The sequence below is a fragment of the Ligilactobacillus pabuli genome, from assembly GCF_022836475.1.
In the GTDB taxonomy this organism is placed as follows: domain Bacteria; phylum Bacillota; class Bacilli; order Lactobacillales; family Lactobacillaceae; genus Ligilactobacillus; species Ligilactobacillus pabuli.
This window is the reverse complement of the sequence record NZ_BQXH01000019.1, coordinates 22,552-41,564: the sequence shown is the minus strand read 5'-3', so window position 1 is coordinate 41,564 and position 19,013 is coordinate 22,552. Positions and strand designations below refer to the sequence as shown.

Annotated in this window: 15 protein-coding genes, 3 tRNA genes and 1 rRNA gene; 14 read left to right on the top strand and 5 right to left on the bottom strand. The window is 42.1% G+C overall.

Going from position 1 to position 19,013, the window contains the following annotated elements:
• Positions 1 to 2 precede the first annotated feature (2 nt).
• The 3 genes from rrf (at position 3) to LPAF129_RS09000 (ending at position 335) form a co-directional block, all read left to right on the top strand.
• Positions 3 to 119: ribosomal RNA gene (gene rrf / locus LPAF129_RS09010) — 5S ribosomal RNA — on the top strand.
• A gap of 36 nt (positions 120 to 155) precedes the next feature.
• Positions 156 to 227: transfer RNA gene (locus LPAF129_RS09005), tRNA-Gly, on the top strand.
• A gap of 34 nt (positions 228 to 261) precedes the next feature.
• Positions 262 to 335 (top strand) — tRNA-Arg (locus tag LPAF129_RS09000).
• Between the two features lie 393 nt (positions 336 to 728).
• On the opposite strand, the gene LPAF129_RS08995 is transcribed toward LPAF129_RS09000, so the two are convergent.
• The 3 genes from LPAF129_RS08995 to helD form a co-directional block, all read right to left on the bottom strand.
• Complete coding sequence (locus tag LPAF129_RS08995; RefSeq protein ID WP_244056426.1) at positions 729 to 1,358, bottom strand: RNA polymerase sigma factor; 630 nt, start codon at positions 1,356 to 1,358, stop codon at positions 729 to 731.
• A gap of 859 nt (positions 1,359 to 2,217) precedes the next feature.
• A tRNA-Thr gene (locus LPAF129_RS08990) sits at positions 2,218 to 2,290 on the bottom strand.
• Between the two features lie 106 nt (positions 2,291 to 2,396).
• Positions 2,397 to 4,667 carry an RNA polymerase recycling motor HelD gene (gene helD, locus LPAF129_RS08985; RefSeq protein ID WP_244056424.1) on the bottom strand — a complete coding sequence of 757 codons (2,271 nt, stop codon included), beginning with the start codon at positions 4,665 to 4,667 and terminating at the stop codon, positions 2,397 to 2,399.
• Between the two features lie 445 nt (positions 4,668 to 5,112).
• Here helD and trpS point away from each other — a divergent pair, with 445 nt between their 5' ends.
• Both trpS and LPAF129_RS08975 read left to right on the top strand, forming a co-directional pair.
• On the top strand, positions 5,113 to 6,135 hold the full coding sequence (trpS, locus tag LPAF129_RS08980; protein WP_244056421.1) for a tryptophan--tRNA ligase: 1,023 nt from the start codon (positions 5,113 to 5,115) through the stop codon (positions 6,133 to 6,135).
• A gap of 41 nt (positions 6,136 to 6,176) precedes the next feature.
• On the top strand, positions 6,177 to 7,100 hold the full coding sequence (locus tag LPAF129_RS08975) for a Ppx/GppA phosphatase family protein (RefSeq protein ID WP_244056419.1): 924 nt from the start codon (positions 6,177 to 6,179) through the stop codon (positions 7,098 to 7,100).
• Between the two features lie 75 nt (positions 7,101 to 7,175).
• Here the strand turns inward: LPAF129_RS08975 and LPAF129_RS08970 are convergent, their stop codons facing one another.
• Positions 7,176 to 8,000: a substrate-binding periplasmic protein gene (locus tag LPAF129_RS08970; RefSeq protein ID WP_244056416.1), complete on the bottom strand. Its 825-nt coding sequence runs from the start codon at positions 7,998 to 8,000 to the stop codon at positions 7,176 to 7,178.
• Between the two features lie 275 nt (positions 8,001 to 8,275).
• On the opposite strand from LPAF129_RS08970, the gene LPAF129_RS08965 reads away from it, so the two are divergent.
• The 8 genes from LPAF129_RS08965 (at position 8,276) to LPAF129_RS08930 (ending at position 16,400) form a co-directional block, all read left to right on the top strand.
• Complete coding sequence (locus LPAF129_RS08965; RefSeq protein WP_244056413.1) at positions 8,276 to 9,541, top strand: hydroxymethylglutaryl-CoA reductase, degradative; 1,266 nt, start codon at positions 8,276 to 8,278, stop codon at positions 9,539 to 9,541.
• A 2-nt stretch (positions 9,542 to 9,543) separates the two neighbouring features.
• Positions 9,544 to 10,497, top strand: a complete 954-nt coding sequence (locus LPAF129_RS08960; RefSeq protein WP_244056410.1) for an IpaB/EvcA family protein — start codon at positions 9,544 to 9,546, stop codon at positions 10,495 to 10,497.
• A 17-nt stretch (positions 10,498 to 10,514) separates the two neighbouring features.
• Positions 10,515 to 11,219, top strand: a complete 705-nt coding sequence (locus LPAF129_RS08955) for an NAD-dependent protein deacylase (RefSeq protein WP_244056407.1) — start codon at positions 10,515 to 10,517, stop codon at positions 11,217 to 11,219.
• 133 nt (positions 11,220 to 11,352) lie between these two features.
• Positions 11,353 to 13,377, top strand: coding sequence for a methionine--tRNA ligase (gene metG / locus LPAF129_RS08950; RefSeq protein WP_244056405.1), 2,025 nt, complete (start codon positions 11,353 to 11,355; stop codon positions 13,375 to 13,377).
• A 447-nt stretch (positions 13,378 to 13,824) separates the two neighbouring features.
• Positions 13,825 to 14,595, top strand: a complete 771-nt coding sequence (locus tag LPAF129_RS08945; protein ID WP_244056403.1) for a TatD family hydrolase — start codon at positions 13,825 to 13,827, stop codon at positions 14,593 to 14,595.
• Between the two features lie 4 nt (positions 14,596 to 14,599).
• Positions 14,600 to 15,163, top strand: coding sequence for a ribonuclease M5 (rnmV, locus tag LPAF129_RS08940; RefSeq protein WP_244056428.1), 564 nt, complete (start codon positions 14,600 to 14,602; stop codon positions 15,161 to 15,163).
• On the top strand, positions 15,156 to 16,055 hold the full coding sequence (gene rsmA, locus LPAF129_RS08935) for a 16S rRNA (adenine(1518)-N(6)/adenine(1519)-N(6))-dimethyltransferase RsmA (protein ID WP_244056401.1): 900 nt from the start codon (positions 15,156 to 15,158) through the stop codon (positions 16,053 to 16,055). The genes rnmV and rsmA overlap by 8 nt, the downstream gene beginning before the upstream one ends.
• Positions 16,056 to 16,160: 105 nt before the next feature.
• Positions 16,161 to 16,400 (top strand): Veg family protein, encoded by a 240-nt coding sequence (locus LPAF129_RS08930; RefSeq protein ID WP_244056399.1) that lies wholly within the window; start codon positions 16,161 to 16,163, stop codon positions 16,398 to 16,400.
• Between the two features lie 160 nt (positions 16,401 to 16,560).
• On the opposite strand, the gene ispE is transcribed toward LPAF129_RS08930, so the two are convergent.
• Positions 16,561 to 17,424 (bottom strand): 4-(cytidine 5'-diphospho)-2-C-methyl-D-erythritol kinase, encoded by an 864-nt coding sequence (gene ispE / locus LPAF129_RS08925; protein WP_244056396.1) that lies wholly within the window; start codon positions 17,422 to 17,424, stop codon positions 16,561 to 16,563.
• Positions 17,425 to 17,809: 385 nt separating this feature from the next.
• Here ispE and purR point away from each other — a divergent pair, with 385 nt between their 5' ends.
• The gene (purR, locus tag LPAF129_RS08920) at positions 17,810 to 18,652 is read left to right on the top strand and encodes a pur operon repressor (RefSeq protein WP_244056393.1); all 843 of its coding nucleotides are present in this window, start codon (positions 17,810 to 17,812) and stop codon (positions 18,650 to 18,652) included.
• Positions 18,653 to 19,013: the final 361 nt, after the last annotated feature.

Here is a 19,013-nt window from a genome sequence, read left to right as displayed (position 1 = left end):
AGTGCGGCGATTATTGCACAAAGGCTACACCTGTTCCCATGCCGAACACAGAAGTTAAGCTTTGTCACGCCGATAGTAGTTGGGGGATCGCCCCCTGTGAGGGTAGGTCGTTGTCGCGCTTTGTTAAGATACCAGGTGTTCCTGGTATCTTTTTTGCGGAAGTAGTTCAGTGGTAGAACATCACCTTGCCATGGTGGGGGTCGCGGGTTCGAATCCCGTCTTCCGCTTCATTAGATTCATCAGCTTAGCTGTTTTAAATTTGCACCCATAGCGCAACTGGATAGAGTGTCTGACTACGAATCAGAAGGTTGTAGGTTCGACTCCTACTGGGTGCATTCTAGTTTTACAAATTAGGTTACAGCTAAAAAAGGCCGTGTACACAGCAATGTGTAGGCGGTCTTTTTTTGCGGTCATAAAAATTTTGCCGAATAACTGGGAGTTATTTGAATTTAAACGTAAGCAGTGCATAAGCGGACGGTAAGCAGTGCATAGGCGGACGTATAGATCATTGAAAATAATTTGAATTAATCAATTAATCCACAAAGAACCAAAATTTATTTTGAACAGCACAAATAGGACTGAAGTAATTAATGACTTCAATCCTATTTTCAATTGTGGCTATTTTCTGGCCGCTGTTGATTTTGATTGTAAGCAGTGCACAGATTGACGTACAGTCTCTAAAAAGCAATAGAGAAGTAATGACTGCCGCCATTACCTCTCTACTATGATTATTCGTCTATGTCGCCAAGTTCTGGACAGTCCTCGAACAGTAATCTCCTAAGCTTCTTCTTACAGCGATTAGCCGCATTGTAAAAGCGGGTATACGACATTCCTAAGCGTCTTGCAATAATTCTACGAGAAATCGGATTAGAGTTACAAAAGGATTCCATCACTTGCCATTCTAAGCTGGAAAGCATTAGCGGCAATTTAGCTAACCGTTCTTGAATTTGCAGGTGGACATCCGCAGCAATTTCTGACTTATCTGGGCCCAGATAAGCGGTGCCATTTTCCTCTATCAAACTATCAAGTGAATTGATTAAATAATCGACTTTTCGTTTTTTGGCTGCCTGATTACGCAAAAGGGTCATGAAATAGTTGGTTAAGTTCGCTTTATAAAATGATCCAAAAGTATTATGGCGTTCCGGTTTAAAATCTAAGGCACTTTGGTAACAGATCAGCATGGCCTCGACTTTTAAATCGTCAAGGTCATAATAATGAAAATGAAAGGCACCAATCGCAGTATAAAATACCGGACAGTATTTTTGATATAAAATCAAAAAGGAACTGCTTTCAGGATCAAGCAGAATATCTGAAATTAACTCTAAATCATTAGCGACTAAAAATTTGCGATGTGACATTAACTGAGACCTCTTTTTATATTTTTTTATTCTATACATCTTATTGTGCCACTAAATGCCAAAAACAAAAATAAAGCACTTTCATAAGTATTGCAAAATTTATAAAAAAAGTTCCAAAATAACCACTATTTTGGTAAAAAAAGCTAATATTTGTCATCAATGAAGAAGTTTAAAGGCTGCACCTTAACATGAAAATGGATTTGAAGCGGCAAAATATTTTGTAATGGTAGATATCACAAAGAATTAATGTCCAAGTTAGTCTAGTATTACAGCTCTTCACTTTGAAGTGGTACTAAAAAAATGATAAAAGTTGAATTAAAAGCTATTTAGTAGGCAGGTCGGGAATAAGATGAACCATGATTTTATACCAAGCGCTGCAAAGTATACTGTTAATAGTTTCAATTATTATTTGGATCCAAAAATATGGAGTATCAGCAAAATAGCTGAAACAGGGCGATGGTAAGTTGACTAAAAGCTATAGAAAGGTCAAAGCCAACGAGACAGGCAAATATTCAACTAATCCTTAAGATCAAGATTTCAAGGATGCTAAAGCGGTCCATAAACTGGATGGAAAACACTCTAAGAGTCAGCGTGCTAAAAAATTAGCTGAATCTGGAAAAACAGCAGAAAAACTTGATGATAATTTTGATGAGTTATTGCTGAGCCGATATCGCAATTAGCTTGGTCGAGAAACTTAAAAAGGCTGTAATAAAATATTATTATAATTTTGGGACTTCACTCCATTGTGAGGTCTTTTTTGTGTAGTGATGATGTACGTCCACTTGCTTGGAATGGAAGTTGAAAGAGACACAAAAAAACCTGATAAAAGCTGAATTAACAGCTATTTATCAGGTAGCTAAGCCATTTACCGGATTTGAACCGGTGACCTCCACCTTACCATGGTGGCGCTCTACCTACTGAGCTAAAATGGCATGCAATTATTGGTACCTAAATAGTATATGATATATATTTAATAATTGCAATAGAGTTCTAGAAAAAGGTTAAATTCTTTGCGGAATTAATTAGTAAGCTATATTTTTATTTAACTGGTAAAGTCCGTTCTAGCGCGTACAAAGCAGGGTCAAGCTGGGTGATCAGGGGACTTGGTTCACCCGCACTGATCATCACTAGCTCGTGCATGGCTCGAGAACAAATTGTGTATAAGATACCACGTTCACTAGTTAACGGATATTCTGCGGCTGAAACGTCATTCACAACGACACAGTCGAATTCTAATCCCTTGGCCAGGTAAATGGGTAGAATGGCGATTCCGCTTGGGAGAGTCCGGTCTTGTTCTTCTAAGACGGTCACAGGCAGCTCGTGATGCAGCTCTTCGTATAAGCGCTGGCTTTCGGGCATGTTTTTGGTGATCAAAGCCACCGAATTATACTGACCTAAAGCTCGCTTTAAATGATGACGTAAAGCGGCTAAAGCTTGGTCCTTAGTAGCGACTTGGCAGACTAAAGGACGTTTGCCTGGACGAGTAAAGGCTTCGATCTCATTGCCCTCTGGCAGCATTGCCTTCATGAAGTTCGTGATTTCTTTAGTAGACCGATAACTTTTATTGAGCAGTTTTAAATTACTGTGGCGGGCTTTGACCGTTTTGGCTAAAGACTGCAGTAATTCTTGTGGACGTTGGCCTTTAGAATACAAGGCTTGTTCACTGTCACCTAAAAGCGTTAATTTGGCAGCACCGAAGACGTGTCGTAAATACACCATTTGAGCCAGGCTGTAATCTTGCATTTCATCGATAAAGAGATGTTCAATACTGCGACTTTGACCGCTATCAGTCAGTAAATCGCGTAAATATAACAATGGAGCACAGTCGTTTAAATCGATCCGGTGGTACTCGATATTTTTAGAATATTGAGCAAAAGCTTCAGGCAGTTCTGCTTGTAAAAAGTCACCATATTGTTTGTAGGCATCAAAGAAGAAATCATCATAAATTGCGTTATAGATCGTGTCATACTGTTTTTGTGCCAGCTGTAAGCCGAAATAAGCTTGTTCTTCATCATAAGAAGAAAATTCCATTTCATGTTCGCCGAGTAACTCATGGTATTGTTCGTCACTGAGATTTTCTAATTGGTCTTGAATCACCGGGCTAGTCGCTTCTTTTGCGACAATTTGATCGAGTTGTTTGATTAACTTTTTCTTCAAATTATTAAACCGATGACCTAGAGTTAAATTCCCGGCAAAACTGTCATAGAGCTTGGTAATGTCTTCTTTCGCAAAGACGATTTCACCATTAAAGGTCACATCTGTGAATTCAAAGTTAGTGCTGGGCAAATTTTTGGCATAATTTTTGACCCGTTTCATGAAAGCGACAGAGCTTTTATAGCGGTCTAATTGTTTTTGTGTCTCGCTTAGCTCATCTTGTCGTTCGTAGTGGTCGAAAAGCGACTCGACGTTTAAGCCTTGTAACCGCCGGGAGAAAAACTCATACAAAGTGACTTGACGCATGTTCTTTTCGCCTAGACTAGGTAAAACGTCAGAAATATAACGGCTAAACAAGAGATTGGGTGAGAACAACACGATTTGGTCGGCATTTAACTTATCACGGCTATGATATAACAGAAAAGCGATCCGCTGTAAAATAGCCGAAGTTTTTCCGCTGCCAGCGACTCCTTGGACTAATAATAAGTCGCTTTTCGTATCGCGAATAATGTCGTTTTGTTCCTTTTGGATCGTGGCAACGATATTTTTCATGTATTCGTCACTATGTTCATCGAGAACATCTTGCAAGATCTCATCACCAACGGTTTCATTGGTATCAAACATGTTTTGAATTTGTCCGGCCTTAATTTTAAACTGACGCTTTTTTAACAGTTTAGTTTCTTGGGTGCCGGCAGGTGTTTCGTATTCTACCTTGCCTAAAGTTCCGTTGTAGTAAACGGAGGAAATTGGGGCCCGCCAATCATAAATTAAGAAGTTTTGGTGGTCGTCATTTAGTGACGCTGTCCCGATATATAGACTTTCTTGTTCAGGATCACCCGGATCTTGAATGTCAATGCGGCCAAAATAGGGTGTATCTTGTAAGTCGGTTAAAGTTGTCAACTGATCTTTCAAAATTTGTTCGGTCTGAATGTTTTTAGCCACCAGTTGTTTTTGTTGCTGGATCTCGGCGTTGGTTTCCATGCGGTCATCGACTTCAGTGGTGTTGACCTTGGCGTTTTGGACATAGTTTTTTTCCACGGAAGAAGTTTCCTCGTGGGCTTTTTGGTATTCTTTTTCAGTTTGTTTAAGTTGAACTTGGATCTCATCGATCACTTGGTCAACTCGTTGTTGTTCTAGTTCGCGTTCATTTTCCATCAATGTAGATCCTTTCTGTTAAGTCATGATCATGCTGCTAACTGCTGGTTTAAGCTAGAAAGCAAGGCATTAATTATGCTAGTTTCTGGTCAAATAGTCAACACTCACGATACCACAAAATGGTAGAGTTGTCAGAACTTTAAGTTTTTGCTAGTTAAGTCTTTACAAGCTTGACTGGTTTGGTAAAATTAAGGTAATTCGTTGAGCAGAAATAAGTAGAAAATTTACCAGACAGAGAGACATCCGCGGCTGAAAGATGTTAGTAATTTTCGAAATGGAACTGGGAGAAGAAATTAACTAATTAAATGAGTGGCGGAGTGATCCGCAATTTAGGTGGCACCGCGAGAAATCGTCCTATTGTTCTAGTAACAATAGGGCCTTTTTTTATTTCGAGCAAAGTATTACCACTAAACAGCAGCATTTAGACAAAGGAGAAAATTTTACTATGAGTAAACATGTTATTTTAACTGGTGACCGTCCAACAGGTAAGCTGCACATCGGACACTATATTGGCTCGTTACGACAAAGAGTAGCCATGCAAGAAACTGGCGAGTATGATTCATTTATTATGATTGCCGACCAACAGGCCTTAACAGATAATGCCCGCGATCCAGAAAAAATCAGAAAATCACTGATTGAAGTGGCGTTGGATTATTTGGCAGTCGGACTTGATCCCAAAAAATCGACAATTTTTGTTCAATCAGCCATTCCGGCTTTAGCAGAGTTGAACTTGTATTACCTGAATCTTGTGACAGTTTCACGCTTGGAACGGAACCCAACGGTTAAAGCGGAGATCCAACAGAAAAATTTTGAACGCTCAATTCCAGCAGGCTTTTTTACGTATCCAGTCAGTCAAACTGCTGATATCACTGCTTTTAAAGCAGACACTGTCCCAGTGGGCGATGACCAAGAACCAATGCTAGAGCAGGCCAGAGAAATTGTGCGCAGTTTCAATTCAATTTACGGTCAAGAAGTGTTAGTTGAACCAGAAGGGGTCTTTCCACCTAAGGGTTCTGGACGTTTACCTGGCTTGGATGGCAACGCCAAGATGAGTAAGTCGCTGAATAACTGCATTTATTTGTCAGATGATGCTGAAACAGTGAAAAAGAAAGTCATGTCAATGTACACCGATCCAAATCATATCCATGTGGAAGATCCTGGTCAAATTGAAGGCAACACCGTCTTTACTTACTTGGATGTTTTTGCCACAGACCAGCAGAAAGTTGCTGATTTAAAGGCCCAGTATCAAGCTGGCGGCTTAGGCGACGTGAAGCTAAAACGTTATTTGAATGAAGTCTTAGAAGAGGTTTTGGCACCGATCAGAGAACGTCGCTTAGAATATGCCAAAGATATTCCAGCCGTTTATGCCATGTTAAAAGAAGGCAGTGCGCGGGCCAATGAAGTTGCTAACCAAACTTTACAAGAAGTTCGTGCAGCTATTGGTGTGAATTACTTTGATCAAATCTAATTAGTGATCATCAACAAGCTAGATAATGAGGAGGGCGTACTATGGCTAAAATTGCGTTACTTGATTTAGGTTCAAATTCAACCCGGATGGGCATTTACCAAATTAACGCGGACCACTCTTTTGCGGAAATCAAGCGGTATAAGGAAATGACTCGTTTGGCAGAAGGAATGGGCGATGGCAGTCACGAGTTAAAATTAACTCCCGCTGCGATCAAACGGACCTTGCAAGCCTTAAAAAACTTTCAGGCTGAATATGAGCAGATCCCAGATATTACGGTGCGAGGAGTTGCCACAGCGGCGGTGCGCAATGCTGCCAATAGTGCTGAATTTTTAGCAGCGGTCAAAGACTTAGTGGGCGTGGACATTGAGATCTTATCTGGCGATGCAGAAGCTTACTATGATTATGCCGGAGTCATGCATGCCTTTGATTTACAGGACTGCTTGATCTGTGACATGGGCGGCGGCAGCTTTGAGTTAATTTTAGTCCACCAGCGCAAAGCTGTGAGTTATATTAGTATTCCTTATGGTGCAGTGACGTTAAGTGAGAAGTATCGCGCAACTGACAAGATCTCGGCGGCTGACTTTTTTGCCTTGCAGCGTTTTATCCTCTATAAATTTGAACAATTACCATGGTTAAAACAAGGACGCGGTTATCCGCTAGTCTTACTTGGCGGTGCTAACCGGACAGTGGCACGAAAAGGCAACAACGGTCAGTCGCTCCTCCAACAAAAAAGTTTACATGGAGCGAAGATGTCTGCCTTTGATTTTGTTGAGATCTTCCAAGACTGGTTAGGCCAAGATCGAGCAGAGCGTGCCCGTTCTTTGGGTGAAGAACATGACCGGGCCGACATTATCATTGCGGGGTTAACACCCGTGGTGCTGTTGATTCAACAGTATGAGGTGCCGGAAATTATTTTCTCAGAAAGCGGCGTGCGTGAAGGGATTATCGCTGAATTACAGAAGTAAGAAAAAAGACTTACATCTCAGAGTCCGCCTGGCTAAACAGCTTGGTGGGCTGGTAATGAGAAGTAAGTCTTTTTACTATTCTAATGTGAGGTCTTTACCGAAAAAGCGGCGTGAGATCTGGTTTAACTCCCCAGACTGTTTAAGCTGTTTTAAGGCTCGAGAAACTTGGCGGGTTAAGCGACGGTGATCATAAGAGACCACGCGGACTGTTTGCCCAGTGAGTTGGGGATCACTGATCCGCTTGAGGACCTGCTTGGTTTGGCGCGGGTCGGTGTGGTCTTTAGCCTGGACAAATTCAGGATGTTGCTGCAGGTAGGTGGCATATTGCGGACCAGTTAAAACGGCTGCACGGATTTGTTTCTTTTTCAAAGCGGCGACCATTGTATCCGGTGAAGCATAGTTTTTTTCTTTGAGGGCTAGTTTCTTTAAAATGGCAGTTTGTGGACCAGTCGTTAATTTTCCCACCTTTTTACCAGTTAGCTTAACTAAAGACTTTTGTTTGCCGTCGGCGCGCCGAAAAAGCACATTATCAAGGTAAAAAATGGGTTGAGAGGTCTGCCATGAATACTGCTTCTTTGTTGGTGAAAAATAACCTAGACCCAGGTCGACTTGTCCTTGACGGAGCTGACTTTTGAGTTCGGTTTGGTTTTTGACCGTCACGATCTGGACAGAACGGTTTAACTTTTGCGCGAGCTTTTTAGCAACAACCACATTCGCACCCGTTGGTTTGTGGGAGCTGGTTTTGGAGCTAAGGGGAGCATCGTTGCTCACAACTCCAACTTTTAGCGGAGAGTTAGCGGCATGAATGCGGTGAACGAAAAAGAACCCCACAAACAATATCAGCAGAGTCAAAAAAAGACTAACTAATTTTAAATTTAAATGATGTTTAGTATGTGACAAGAGAACCTCCTAAAAATAACAGAGCGAAGCCAGTCGGGAGAACTTGAGCACTATCAAGGCTGGAACTTTAATGCGTTTTAGGCATTGAAGCCCAAGACAGGATAGGCGGAGCTTTCTGGTTTAGGCCGCTTTAATAATCAACGAGTATCTCACCGAAATTCTTCTAAACGAAAAACTTGCAGTGGACCTTACTCGTTATTATATAATAGTGAGTGAGTTAGTGGAGCAAGGATTTGAAATTTTAAAAAAATAAAATAGTAAGGTAGAGGACACATATGCAAGGATTTGAAAAATTTTACCGTAAAAGCTGGGCTCAGCGGTTAGCTGTTTTGCAAGAAGAACACAAGCTGACGGAGTCTCAGGTGGAGACATTGAAAAAAAATGCCGTTTCTCCTGAAATTGGTGAAACTCAGATTGAAAATTTCATTACTCAATTTCAGCTGCCAGAAGGGTTGGCCTTAAACTTTGTGATCAATGACCAAGAATATCTCGTGCCGCTCGTCACAGAAGAGCCATCCGTGATTGCTGGGGCAAGTCATGGTGCGGCAATCGTCAAAAAAGCGGGCGGCTTTCAAGCCCAGAGCTTAAAACGCGCGATGCGGGGCCAAATTTTACTGGAAAATGTCACAGATGCAGCCTCATTAAAGACTGCTTTGGAAGGACAACGTCAGGAATTATTAGCCGTTGCTGGGGCAGCACATCCTTCGATCATCCGTCGTGGTGGTGGACCGGTGGACTTGCAGGTCCGAAATTTGGCAGATGATTTGTTATCAGTCGACTTAGTCATTGATACCCAAGAAGCGATGGGGGCAAATATGATTAACACCATGTTAGAAGCCGTTGCACAACAACTTCGAACCAAAGAACACTTAGACGTGTTGATGGCAATTTTATCCAACTATACTACTGAATGTTTGGTTACAGCACGTTGTCAAATTCCTGTCGTGAACTTGGCTAAAAATGGCGTGGATGGTGCGGAAATTGCTGCCAAACTAGCACAGGCTTCACGTGTGGCCCAACTAGATCCATATCGAGCTGCAACCCACAATAAAGGGATCATGAATGGAATTGATGCGGCAGTCATCGCCAGTGGAAATGATTGGCGGGCAGTGGAGGCAGCGGCCCAGGCCTATGCCGCAAAAGATGGTCAATATCGGGGACTAAGCACATGGCAAGTTCAAGATGAGCAGTTAGTTGGAGAACTGACACTGCCAATGCCAGTCGGTTCCGTTGGCGGCTCGATCAACATTGTACCTGTGGTTCAAGTCAACTCAGATTTGCGGCAGGAAAAAAATGCGGCCGACCTAGCGCAAATTATTGTGAGTGTCGGCTTAGGACAAAATCTGGCTGCTCTCTATGCTTTAGTCACAGATGGGATTCAAAAGGGACATATGAACTTACAAATTAAGTCGTTAGCTGCTGCAACGGGAGCGACGGGGACAGAATTAGCCCAAATCGTTGCCGCATTACGACAGTTGGACCGGCCAGATTCGGCGGCTGCAGTTCAGATCTTGGCAAAAATTAGAAATGAGGAAAAATAGCGATGGATGCACCAGTTTTACAACAAGAAGTCTTAGACTTGAAAGAACAGGTCAACCAAGTTTTAAAGACAACAGTTAATATTGCTTTTAAAGAAGAAAAAAAGGGGTGGCTGGCAAGTGACCAGGCGCAGATGTACTTGCACGATGGCCAAATGCAGCTGGATGTTTATGATGTGACTGCGCCTAATTATACAGTTTCACATGAATTATTACATGTTTTAGCGCTGGCCGGGCAAACTCCCCAGATCAACTTTCAGATGACAACGGGTGATCAGGACCGGGATACTAAAATTATGACAGTCGGCATGGAATTATATGATAGTGTCTTACATTTAGAGATCTACCCTAAACAAGCAGAGTTAGGTCTGCTGGATGAAAAAATTATGGAACTATTTTACCAGGGCTTATTAGCACAACTGACTCCTGAAGAAGCCGGCAAAGTTGACGACTGGATGGTTTTAAGAACAGTGAAGTTAGTGGACGCTTTGGTGTTATTTGCTGGCACTCAAGCTGAGGCTGAACAAGAATTAGCGAAGTTATATCCGCAAAGTATGCAGGCGGCACAAAAACTGTATCAAAAATTAACTGAAAAACCACTTAACGGACCACAAAAAATTCGGGCGGCCATCGTGAAATTGTGGCGAGGCTTTGACGAACAACTATCTCAATGGGGCCTAGCACCGCTTGGCTTGAATGACTTTATCAGTTTGGAACCAGTGTTAAGCGAGCGTCAAACACGGTTGAATGTGGCACAGTTATTTGAAGTCTACCATTCTTCTTTACAGGACAATTTAAAGTTTAAATCGGCCTATATCGTCCGGTATCGTTCTGATCGCCAAAATTCGTTTGTTTTGCCTGAACCCGATAAAAATCAGGAAGAAATTTTCCGGAATTTTTACGCTGCGCCAATTGGAGAGATCTTGCAACAAATGCACATTGAGTATTTGATCAGATAAGAAAGTGAGAAATTTGCATGACACAATTAAATGATTTATTAAATTCAGCGAACCACATTGTTTTTATGACCGGAGCGGGAGTTTCAACGGCATCTGGCATTCCTGATTACCGGTCGAAAAACGGTTTATATTCTGGCATGGAAGCACCTGAATATTTGTTAAGCGACGAATGCTTACAAAGAGAACCGCAAAAGCACTATGACTTTGTGACGTCAAGCATGTTGTATCCGGATGCCAAGCCAAACGTGATCCACGAAAAAATGGCGGAATTTGCTCAGAAAAAAGGTGCCCAGATCATTACCCAAAATATCGATGGCTTGCACACTAAGGCTGGGACTCCGGCAGAAAATTTGGTGGAATTTCACGGCAACTTATCGCGAGTGTACTGTCAAAAATGCGGCAAAAAAGCGACCTTAGCTGAATATCAAGCTGATATGCACCACCAAAATTGTGGCGGCATCCTACGGACGGATATCGTCTTATACGGTGAGCCGATCAATGAAGATAATTTACGCCGCTCGTTGGCCGCCATTGCTGCAGCTGATTTGTTAGTGGTAGTGGGGACTTCATTTGTAGTCTATCCTTTTGCAGGGTTAATTTCTTACCGACAACCACAAGCAAAGTTAGCGGCAGTCAACAAGCAACAGATCGCGTTGCCTGAAAATGGTGTGATGATCCAAGCGGACGCTGTGGATGAGTTTCAAGCGGTCAGCGTGGACTAAACAGACAAATTTCACAAATTAGCTCACAGCTAGTGAGGAAACTGGGCCGAGTATGCTATAATGAAAAGAATTGAAATTAAAATTAAGCAAGTAAAAAAATTCTAACTGGTACTTATGAAGGGGACGAAACTTAATGGCTGATAAACCAACATTTTATATTACAACACCGATTTATTATCCATCTGGCAAATTGCATATTGGTAATGCCTATACAACAATTGCGTGTGATGTTTTGGCACGTTACAAGAGACTCCAGGATTTTGAAGTCTTTTTCCTAACAGGAACAGATGAGCACGGTCAAAAAATTGAAGAAAAAGCGGAAGAACTAGGGATGCAACCCCAAGCTTACGTGGATGAAATGGCTGCTGGAATTAAGGAACTCTGGAAGACGTTGGAAATTTCCAATGACAAGTTTATCCGGACAACTGATGATTACCATGAAAAAGCCATCCAAAAGATTTTCCAAAAATTATTGGATCAAGGTGACATTTACTTAGGTAAGTATAAGGGCTGGTATTCTGTTTCAGATGAAGAATTCTTTACAGAATCACAGTTAGCTGAAGTTTACCGCGATGACCAGGGCAACATGACCGGTGGTAAAGCACCATCTGGGCATGAAGTTACTTTAGTCGAAGAAGAAAGTTACTTCTTCAAGATGAGCAAGTATGCTGACCGCTTGGTTAAATACTATGATGAACATCCTGATTTCATCATTCCACAAACACGGAAAAACGAAATGTTGAATAACTTTATCAAACCAGGTTTGGAAGATCTAGCAATCACCCGGACCAGTTTTACTTGGGGCGTGAAAGTGCCAAATGATCCAAAACACGTGGTGTACGTGTGGATCGATGCTTTGTGCAACTATATCACTGCCTTAGGTTATGGCTCTGATGATCAGACCTTGTTTAACAAGTTCTGGCCAGCCAATGTCCATATGGTTGGGAAAGAAATCGTACGCTTCCATACGATCTACTGGCCAATTATCTTGATGGCCTTAGATTTGCCATTGCCAGAACATATTGTAGGACATGGCTGGTTATTGATGAAAGACGGCAAGATGTCGAAGTCGAAGGGGAACGTCGTTTATCCTGAAATGTTAGTGGAACGTTACGGTTTGGACGCATTGCGTTATTACTTAATGCGCGCTGTTCCATTTGGCAACGATGGTGTCTTCACTCCAGAAGACTTTATCAATAAAGTGAACTATGACTTAGCGAATGACTTGGGGAACTTATTGAACCGGACAGTCGCTATGATCAACAAGTATCGTGGCGGCCAAGTTCCAGCGTTAGTGAGCGGTGTGACTGAATTTGATACTGATTTGGAAGAAACTGCCCAAACAGCAATCGAGGAATATACTGATGAAATGGACCACATGCACTTCTCCAATGCTTTATCTGCATTATGGAAGCTGATTGCCCGGACCAATAAGTATATTGATCAAACAGAACCATGGGCACTGGCTAAAGACGAAGCAAAAGCTGCTGAATTGGATAGCGTTTTAGCTCATTTGGCTGCTTCATTACGTTTGAGTGCGATCTTGTTACAACCAGTACTAACTCATGCACCAAAAGAAATTTATGCTCAGTTAGGACTGGAACCAACGAACATGGAAATTGCGGGTGCTTCTTTCTTCGACTTGCAGGCTAATAGCCAAGTTGTCGCTAAGGGGACCCCGGTCTTTCCACGGTTGGACACAGAAGCTGAAGTAGAATTTATCAAGTCTAAGATGACTAAAAACGAAAAGGCAAAGGGTAGAAAAGCGATGGCTGAAAAAGCTGCAGCTGCTGCTGAAGAACCAGCAACGACTTTAACTCTGAACAAAAAAGAGATCCGTTTCGATAAATTCGATAAGGTTGAATTACGAGTAGCTTTAATTAAAGCTGTGAGCCGAGTTGAAGGCGCCGACAAACTCTTGAAGTTTAGTTTGGATGCCGGTGATGAAGGTGACCGTCAGATCTTGTCTGGAATCGCTCAATGGTATCCAGAACCAGAAAAACTGGTGGGCAAAAAGGTGATCGCAGTGGCTAACTTACAACCGCGGAAGATGCGTGGTGAAGTGAGTCAAGGAATGTTGTTGTCAGCAGAATATGGCGACGAGGTTCAATTGATCACAGTTCCAGATAACATTCCAGCTGGTTCATTGATCAGCTAAGATTAACACTAGGGGTTCGAGGAGAAAAACTTCTCGAACCTTTTTAAAAACAGGGCGGAGCAAAGCGGTTAGCTCCCGAGCGTATCGGAGCTTGACCTTTAATGCGTTTTTGGCATTGAAGGTTAGGCTTGGATGAGCGGAACTTTCTGTTTCACGGAGCCCGACTAAAAAAACAGGGCGGAGTGAGGCGTTTAAGAGACGAGCATGATTGGACTAAGCCTGAAGATCACGTTTCTCAGCGATGTGCTGGCTTAGTTGAATCAGCGGAATCTCTTGCCTCACGGAGCCCGACTAAGCAAACCGTTGAAGACTAGACTATGAGTTTCGAGTGATTTCTATACCCAAATCTCTTGAAGTTGGGTACAGAAAAAAGTTTGGGTACCCAAGTCATTCGAAGTTTGACTAAGAAGCTAAAATTAACCAACCATTTGAGAAAGGAAGGTTCAGATGGAAATTTTTGATTCGCACACGCACATCAATTCGGCAGAATTTGCTAATGACCGTGCTGACGTCGTTGCACGTGCACAGGCGTTAGATGTGACAGCAATGCTGGTAATTGGCTATGATGAACCAAGTGCGCTTGAACTGGAAAAGTTGTTACAACAATATCCCCAGATCTATGGAGCACTGGGGTGTCATCCGGAAGATAGTGCTAAATATACTGCTGTACTTGCAAAACAATTGGAAGAACAGCTGCAGCGGCCTAAGATGGTTGCGGTCGGTGAAATCGGCTTAGATTATCATTGTGATGTTGACCATGAGTTGCAAAAGACAGTTTTCAAGCAACAAATCGCACTGGCACAACGGCTGCATTTGCCCGTCAGCATTCATAATCGAGATGCCTTTACAGATTGCTATGAGATCTTAAAAGACAGCGAGATCGGTCGCTATGGCGGAATTATGCATAGTTTTAATGGTGACTGGGAGTGGGCACAGAAATTTTTAGATTTAGGGATGGAACTTTCCTATAGCGGCGTGGTAACATTTAGTAGCGCAAAGGAAGTTCAAGATGCTGCAGCAAAGACCCCAGCTGAACATTTGCTGGTGGAGACTGATGCGCCATATTTGACCCCGCTGCCGTACCGCGGACAACAAAATGAACCAGGTTTTACCCGCTACACCCTAGAATTTTTAGCTGATTTGCGGGGATGCTCAGTGAGTGAGTTGGCTGAACAGACCTATCAAAATACAAAGAGGATTTTAAAGATCAATGAGTAAAAAAATGAAGATCCAAGAAGTGATCGTGGTTGAAGGCCGCGATGATACGAAACGTATTAATTTAGCAGTCAATGCTGATACGTTAGAAACCCAAGGCTCAGCTATTAGTGATGAAGTCTTGGAACAAATCGATGAATTAAATGAAATTCGGGGAGTGATCGTCTTTACTGACCCTGACTTTTCCGGTGAAAAAATTAGAAAGACGATCCAGGCTGCCGTTCCAGGAGTGAAACATGCATTTTTGAATAAAAAAGATGCAGTTCCGAATGGCAAAGGCAGTTTAGGTGTTGAGCACGCAACGCCAGCCGCCATTAGAGCGGCGTTGTCGCATTTATACACGGAAGCGCCTGAAGCGGAACCACTCATCACTCAAGCTGATCTACTGGCTGCTAACTTGATCTCAGGACCGCATGCTAGACAACGGCGGGAGCGCCTATGTGAAGACTTACGGATCGGCTATGTGAATGGCAAACAATTGTATAAGCGCCTGAATCTATTTCAGGTGACTCCAGCAGAATTTAAGGAAGCACTATTACGGCTTCAAGAAACGGAGGAAAAAAATGACTGAAAATCATAATCCTGAAATTGGTTCTGGGACTCGGACACGAGCCATCATGGAAGCCTATGGATTAACTTTCAAAAAAAGTTTAGGCCAGAATTTCTTAACAGATTTAAATATCTTAAATAAAATCGTGACCGCCGCTGAAGTTAGCGACGCCGACGATGTGATCGAAATTGGCCCTGGGATCGGGGCTTTGACTGAGCAATTGGCCAAAGCAGCCCACCAGGTCGTGGCCTTGGAAATTGATGAACGGTTGATTCCCGTTTTAGGCGAGACTTTAGCCGACTATCATAATATTACCGTTTTGCACGGGGATATTTTAGCGACAGACCTCTCGGCTTTGATCGCCGAACACTTCGATGGTCAGCATCCAGTGAAGATCGTAGCTAACTTGCCATATTACATTACGACACCGATCGTCTTGCATTTGTTAGATGAAGAGGCAGACTTTGCTTCGATTACAGTTATGATGCAAAAAGAAGTTGCTGAACGTTTGACGGCTCATCCCGGCACGAAGGACTATGGTTCTTTGACGGTTGGGGTGGCCTATTCAACGGATAGTGAAATTGCATTTACTGTTCCGAAGACGGTTTTTGTGCCTAGTCCGAAGGTCGATTCTGCCATTGTATCGATGAAAAAGAAGGCAGCGAATGCATATCAGCCTAAAAATGAAGTTAACTTTAAACGACTAGTTCGTGGAAGCTTTATGCACAAACGTAAGAGCCTGTGGAACAATTTATTAGGCTTTTATGGTAAGGATGAAAACATTAAAAGTAAATTAACTTTAGCGTTAAAAGCTGCTGAAATCGAACCAGGGATCCGGGCAGAACGGTTGACAGTTGGGGATTTTGTCCGCCTCAGTGATTGCCTGGAAGATCAGGGCCTCAGTCCTAAATAAAACGTGAAAAAATCATTATTTTTATTGATGTAGAATAATCAGTGTGGTATAATTGCAGTTTTTCTGAAAAAGTGGTATAGTGGTTCATTAGAAGGAGTGAATCTAATGGCTGTTACTTTAACTGCAATTAAGACTAAGTTGGATGATCGTATTGGCAACAATTTGACGGTCACAACGCAAGTTGGTCGGAAAAAGGTTACTTCTAGACACGGAATTTTGCGTGAAACATTTCCGGCAGTCTTTGTAGTAGATCTTGACCAGGATGAAAATGCTGTGAAGCGTGTTTCTTACAGCTATACTGATGTTCTAACTAGAAATATTGAATTAGCTTTTGATAATGAATAAGATTGCACCTAGATGCTCTTTATCATAGAGCTTTTTTCTCAGGAACAATTAGTGTGGAGTACTGCTAGTCTAAATTGATAGACGAGAGTGCTTTTTTTTTGCTCTTTTTTAGGGAAAACAAAAAGTGCTGACAGTGGTCTGTCAACACTTGAATGCTAGGTTATGGTTCGAGTGAAAATGGGTTAGCTAAGTAAACTTCTTCGCAAAAACCGCGTAAGCTATTGTAGACGCGGACAGCCCGCGAATATTTCTGACAAACACCGTAGACAGTCGGACCAGTCCCGCTCATTAGGGCGGTCGTTGTCCCAAATTGCAGCATTTTGTTTTTAATTTTGGAAATTTCTGGGTAACGTCTAGCAGAGATCGGTTCTAAGACGTTAGCCATCTGAGAGGTGATTGCCAGATAATCTTGGTTGTGTATCGCCGCGACTAGCTGGTCGACGTCTAAGTGGTCTAAGTGGTGATAGTTGACTTGACGTAAAATGAAAGGCGTTGAGACACTAGCTGGCGGTTTGGCGATCACAAACCACATTGGAGGTAAACTTTCCAGTGGGGTCACGATCTCACCACGACCAGTCACGAGTGCTGGTCGACTATAGACGCAAAAAGGAACGTCAGAGTCGATCGAGAGCCCAATTTTAGCTAATTGCTCGTTGGTTAGCTCTAAGTTCCAGAGCTTGTTTAACGCACGTAAAACGGCGGCAGCGTCAGCTGAGCCGCCACCCATTCCAGCAGCAACTGGGATGTTTTTTTGAATTGAAATTTTTAAGCCCGTCTTAATGTGAAATAAACTTTTGATCTTTTTAGCAGCCTGATAGGTTAAGTTCCGTTGATCGCACGGTAAAAAACCACTATCAGTTTGAACAATAATTTGCTCAGAGTGCGGCAAAGTGGTGATTTGCACGTAATCTGCTAAATCGATCGCAGTCATTACCATCTTCCACTCAAAGTGGCCATCTCGGTGTTGAAATGGGGTATCTAGACACAAATTTAATTTGGCCGGGGCCTTTTCTGTGATCTCCAAGGTCTCACCTTATTTCTAAACGATTATTAAAGTTTATTATATCCATATTGGGGAAGTTTTAAAAGTCTAAAGGCTGGATCAGGGTCATTTTGCCGGAAACAAATGGAACTAAATTTGAAAAAAGCGTACTAATTCAAGGTCACACTCGAAAAAAGTTTGACGAAAACTAAAAAAAGTGATAGCCTTATCCTTGCTGTTTAATAATAAACGAACGTTAATTTGTGCTGAATTTGCTAGTTAAAAGCCGCATGATTTGCTAAGAAATTTTTATAAATGCGAACATTCTGAGCAAAATTGCGGAAAAAACTACTATGTTTGTTAAAATTAGCGTATAATAACGAAGAGAATTTTAAAATGAAAACAAATTGCTAGTGGAGGTTGTAATTTGAAAACAAGAAGAAGCGATCGCTTGATCGACATGACTAACTATTTAATGGAAAGGCCACATACGTTAATTTCTTTGACGTTTTTTGCCGAACGCTACGAATCAGCTAAATCTTCGATCTCAGAAGATCTGGCAATCGTGAAACGGACCTTTAAGGCTCGTGGAATTGGTGTGTTAGAGACTATTCCTGGCGCTGCTGGTGGTGCGCGGTTTATCCCTTCGATCGGTGAAGCCGAAGCGCGCGATTTTATTAACGACATGGTGACAGAATTATCAGCTGAAAGTCGTTTACTGCCTGGTGGTTACGTCTACTTGTCTGACCTCTTGGGCCGTCCTGATGTTTTACGCCAAGTTGGCCGGGTGATCGCCCGTCAGTATATCGACAAGCAAATTGACGCTGTGATGACCGTGGCTACTAAAGGTGTTCCAATTGCACAAAGTGTGTCAGAATACTTAAATGTTCCATTTGTGATCGTGCGTCGTGATTCCAAAATTACTGAAGGTGCGACAGTTTCAGTGAACTATGTTTCTGGTTCAAGTGAACGAATTGAAAAAATGGAATTGTCCAAACGCAGCTTAAAACAAGGCTCACATGTCTTGGTAGTCGATGACTTTATGAAGGGCGGCGGAACTGTCAACGGAATGAAGTCCATGATCGAAGAATTCGATTCTGAATTAGTCGGGATCACGGTCTTTGCCGAAGGTTCCTTTACGGGTCAACGCTTAGTCGATGACTATACTTCTTTGTTGCGCGTTGATGAAGTTAATTCTGAAGATAAAACGATCCACGTTAACGCGGGAAATTACCTTGCCAAAGTTTTTGGCGACCAACCAAATAATTAATGAATTAAAGCAAAGTTCGTAACTTTCCCTGAGTGGTGGTTAGGAACTTTTTTGCTAACTGCCAAACTAACTAGCAGCTCGGAAATATATTGTGGGCATTAATAGCCAAAAAATATTCGGATTCCAAGGTTGTAATTTTATCTCTATTAAATTTGGAATGTTTTACTTGACAATTACCTGATATTTACAGACAATTGTTATAGTACCAAACTGATCCGTACTACTTCTGATAATAGCAAATTATTTGCAAAATAACCGCTGAACTGATAAAAACTTTTGCTTTGCGTGTTATTAGAAAAATGTTTAAACTTTTGGAGTATAGTAGTTAAACTGTAAATCAATAGCATTTAGTTGGTTAGTT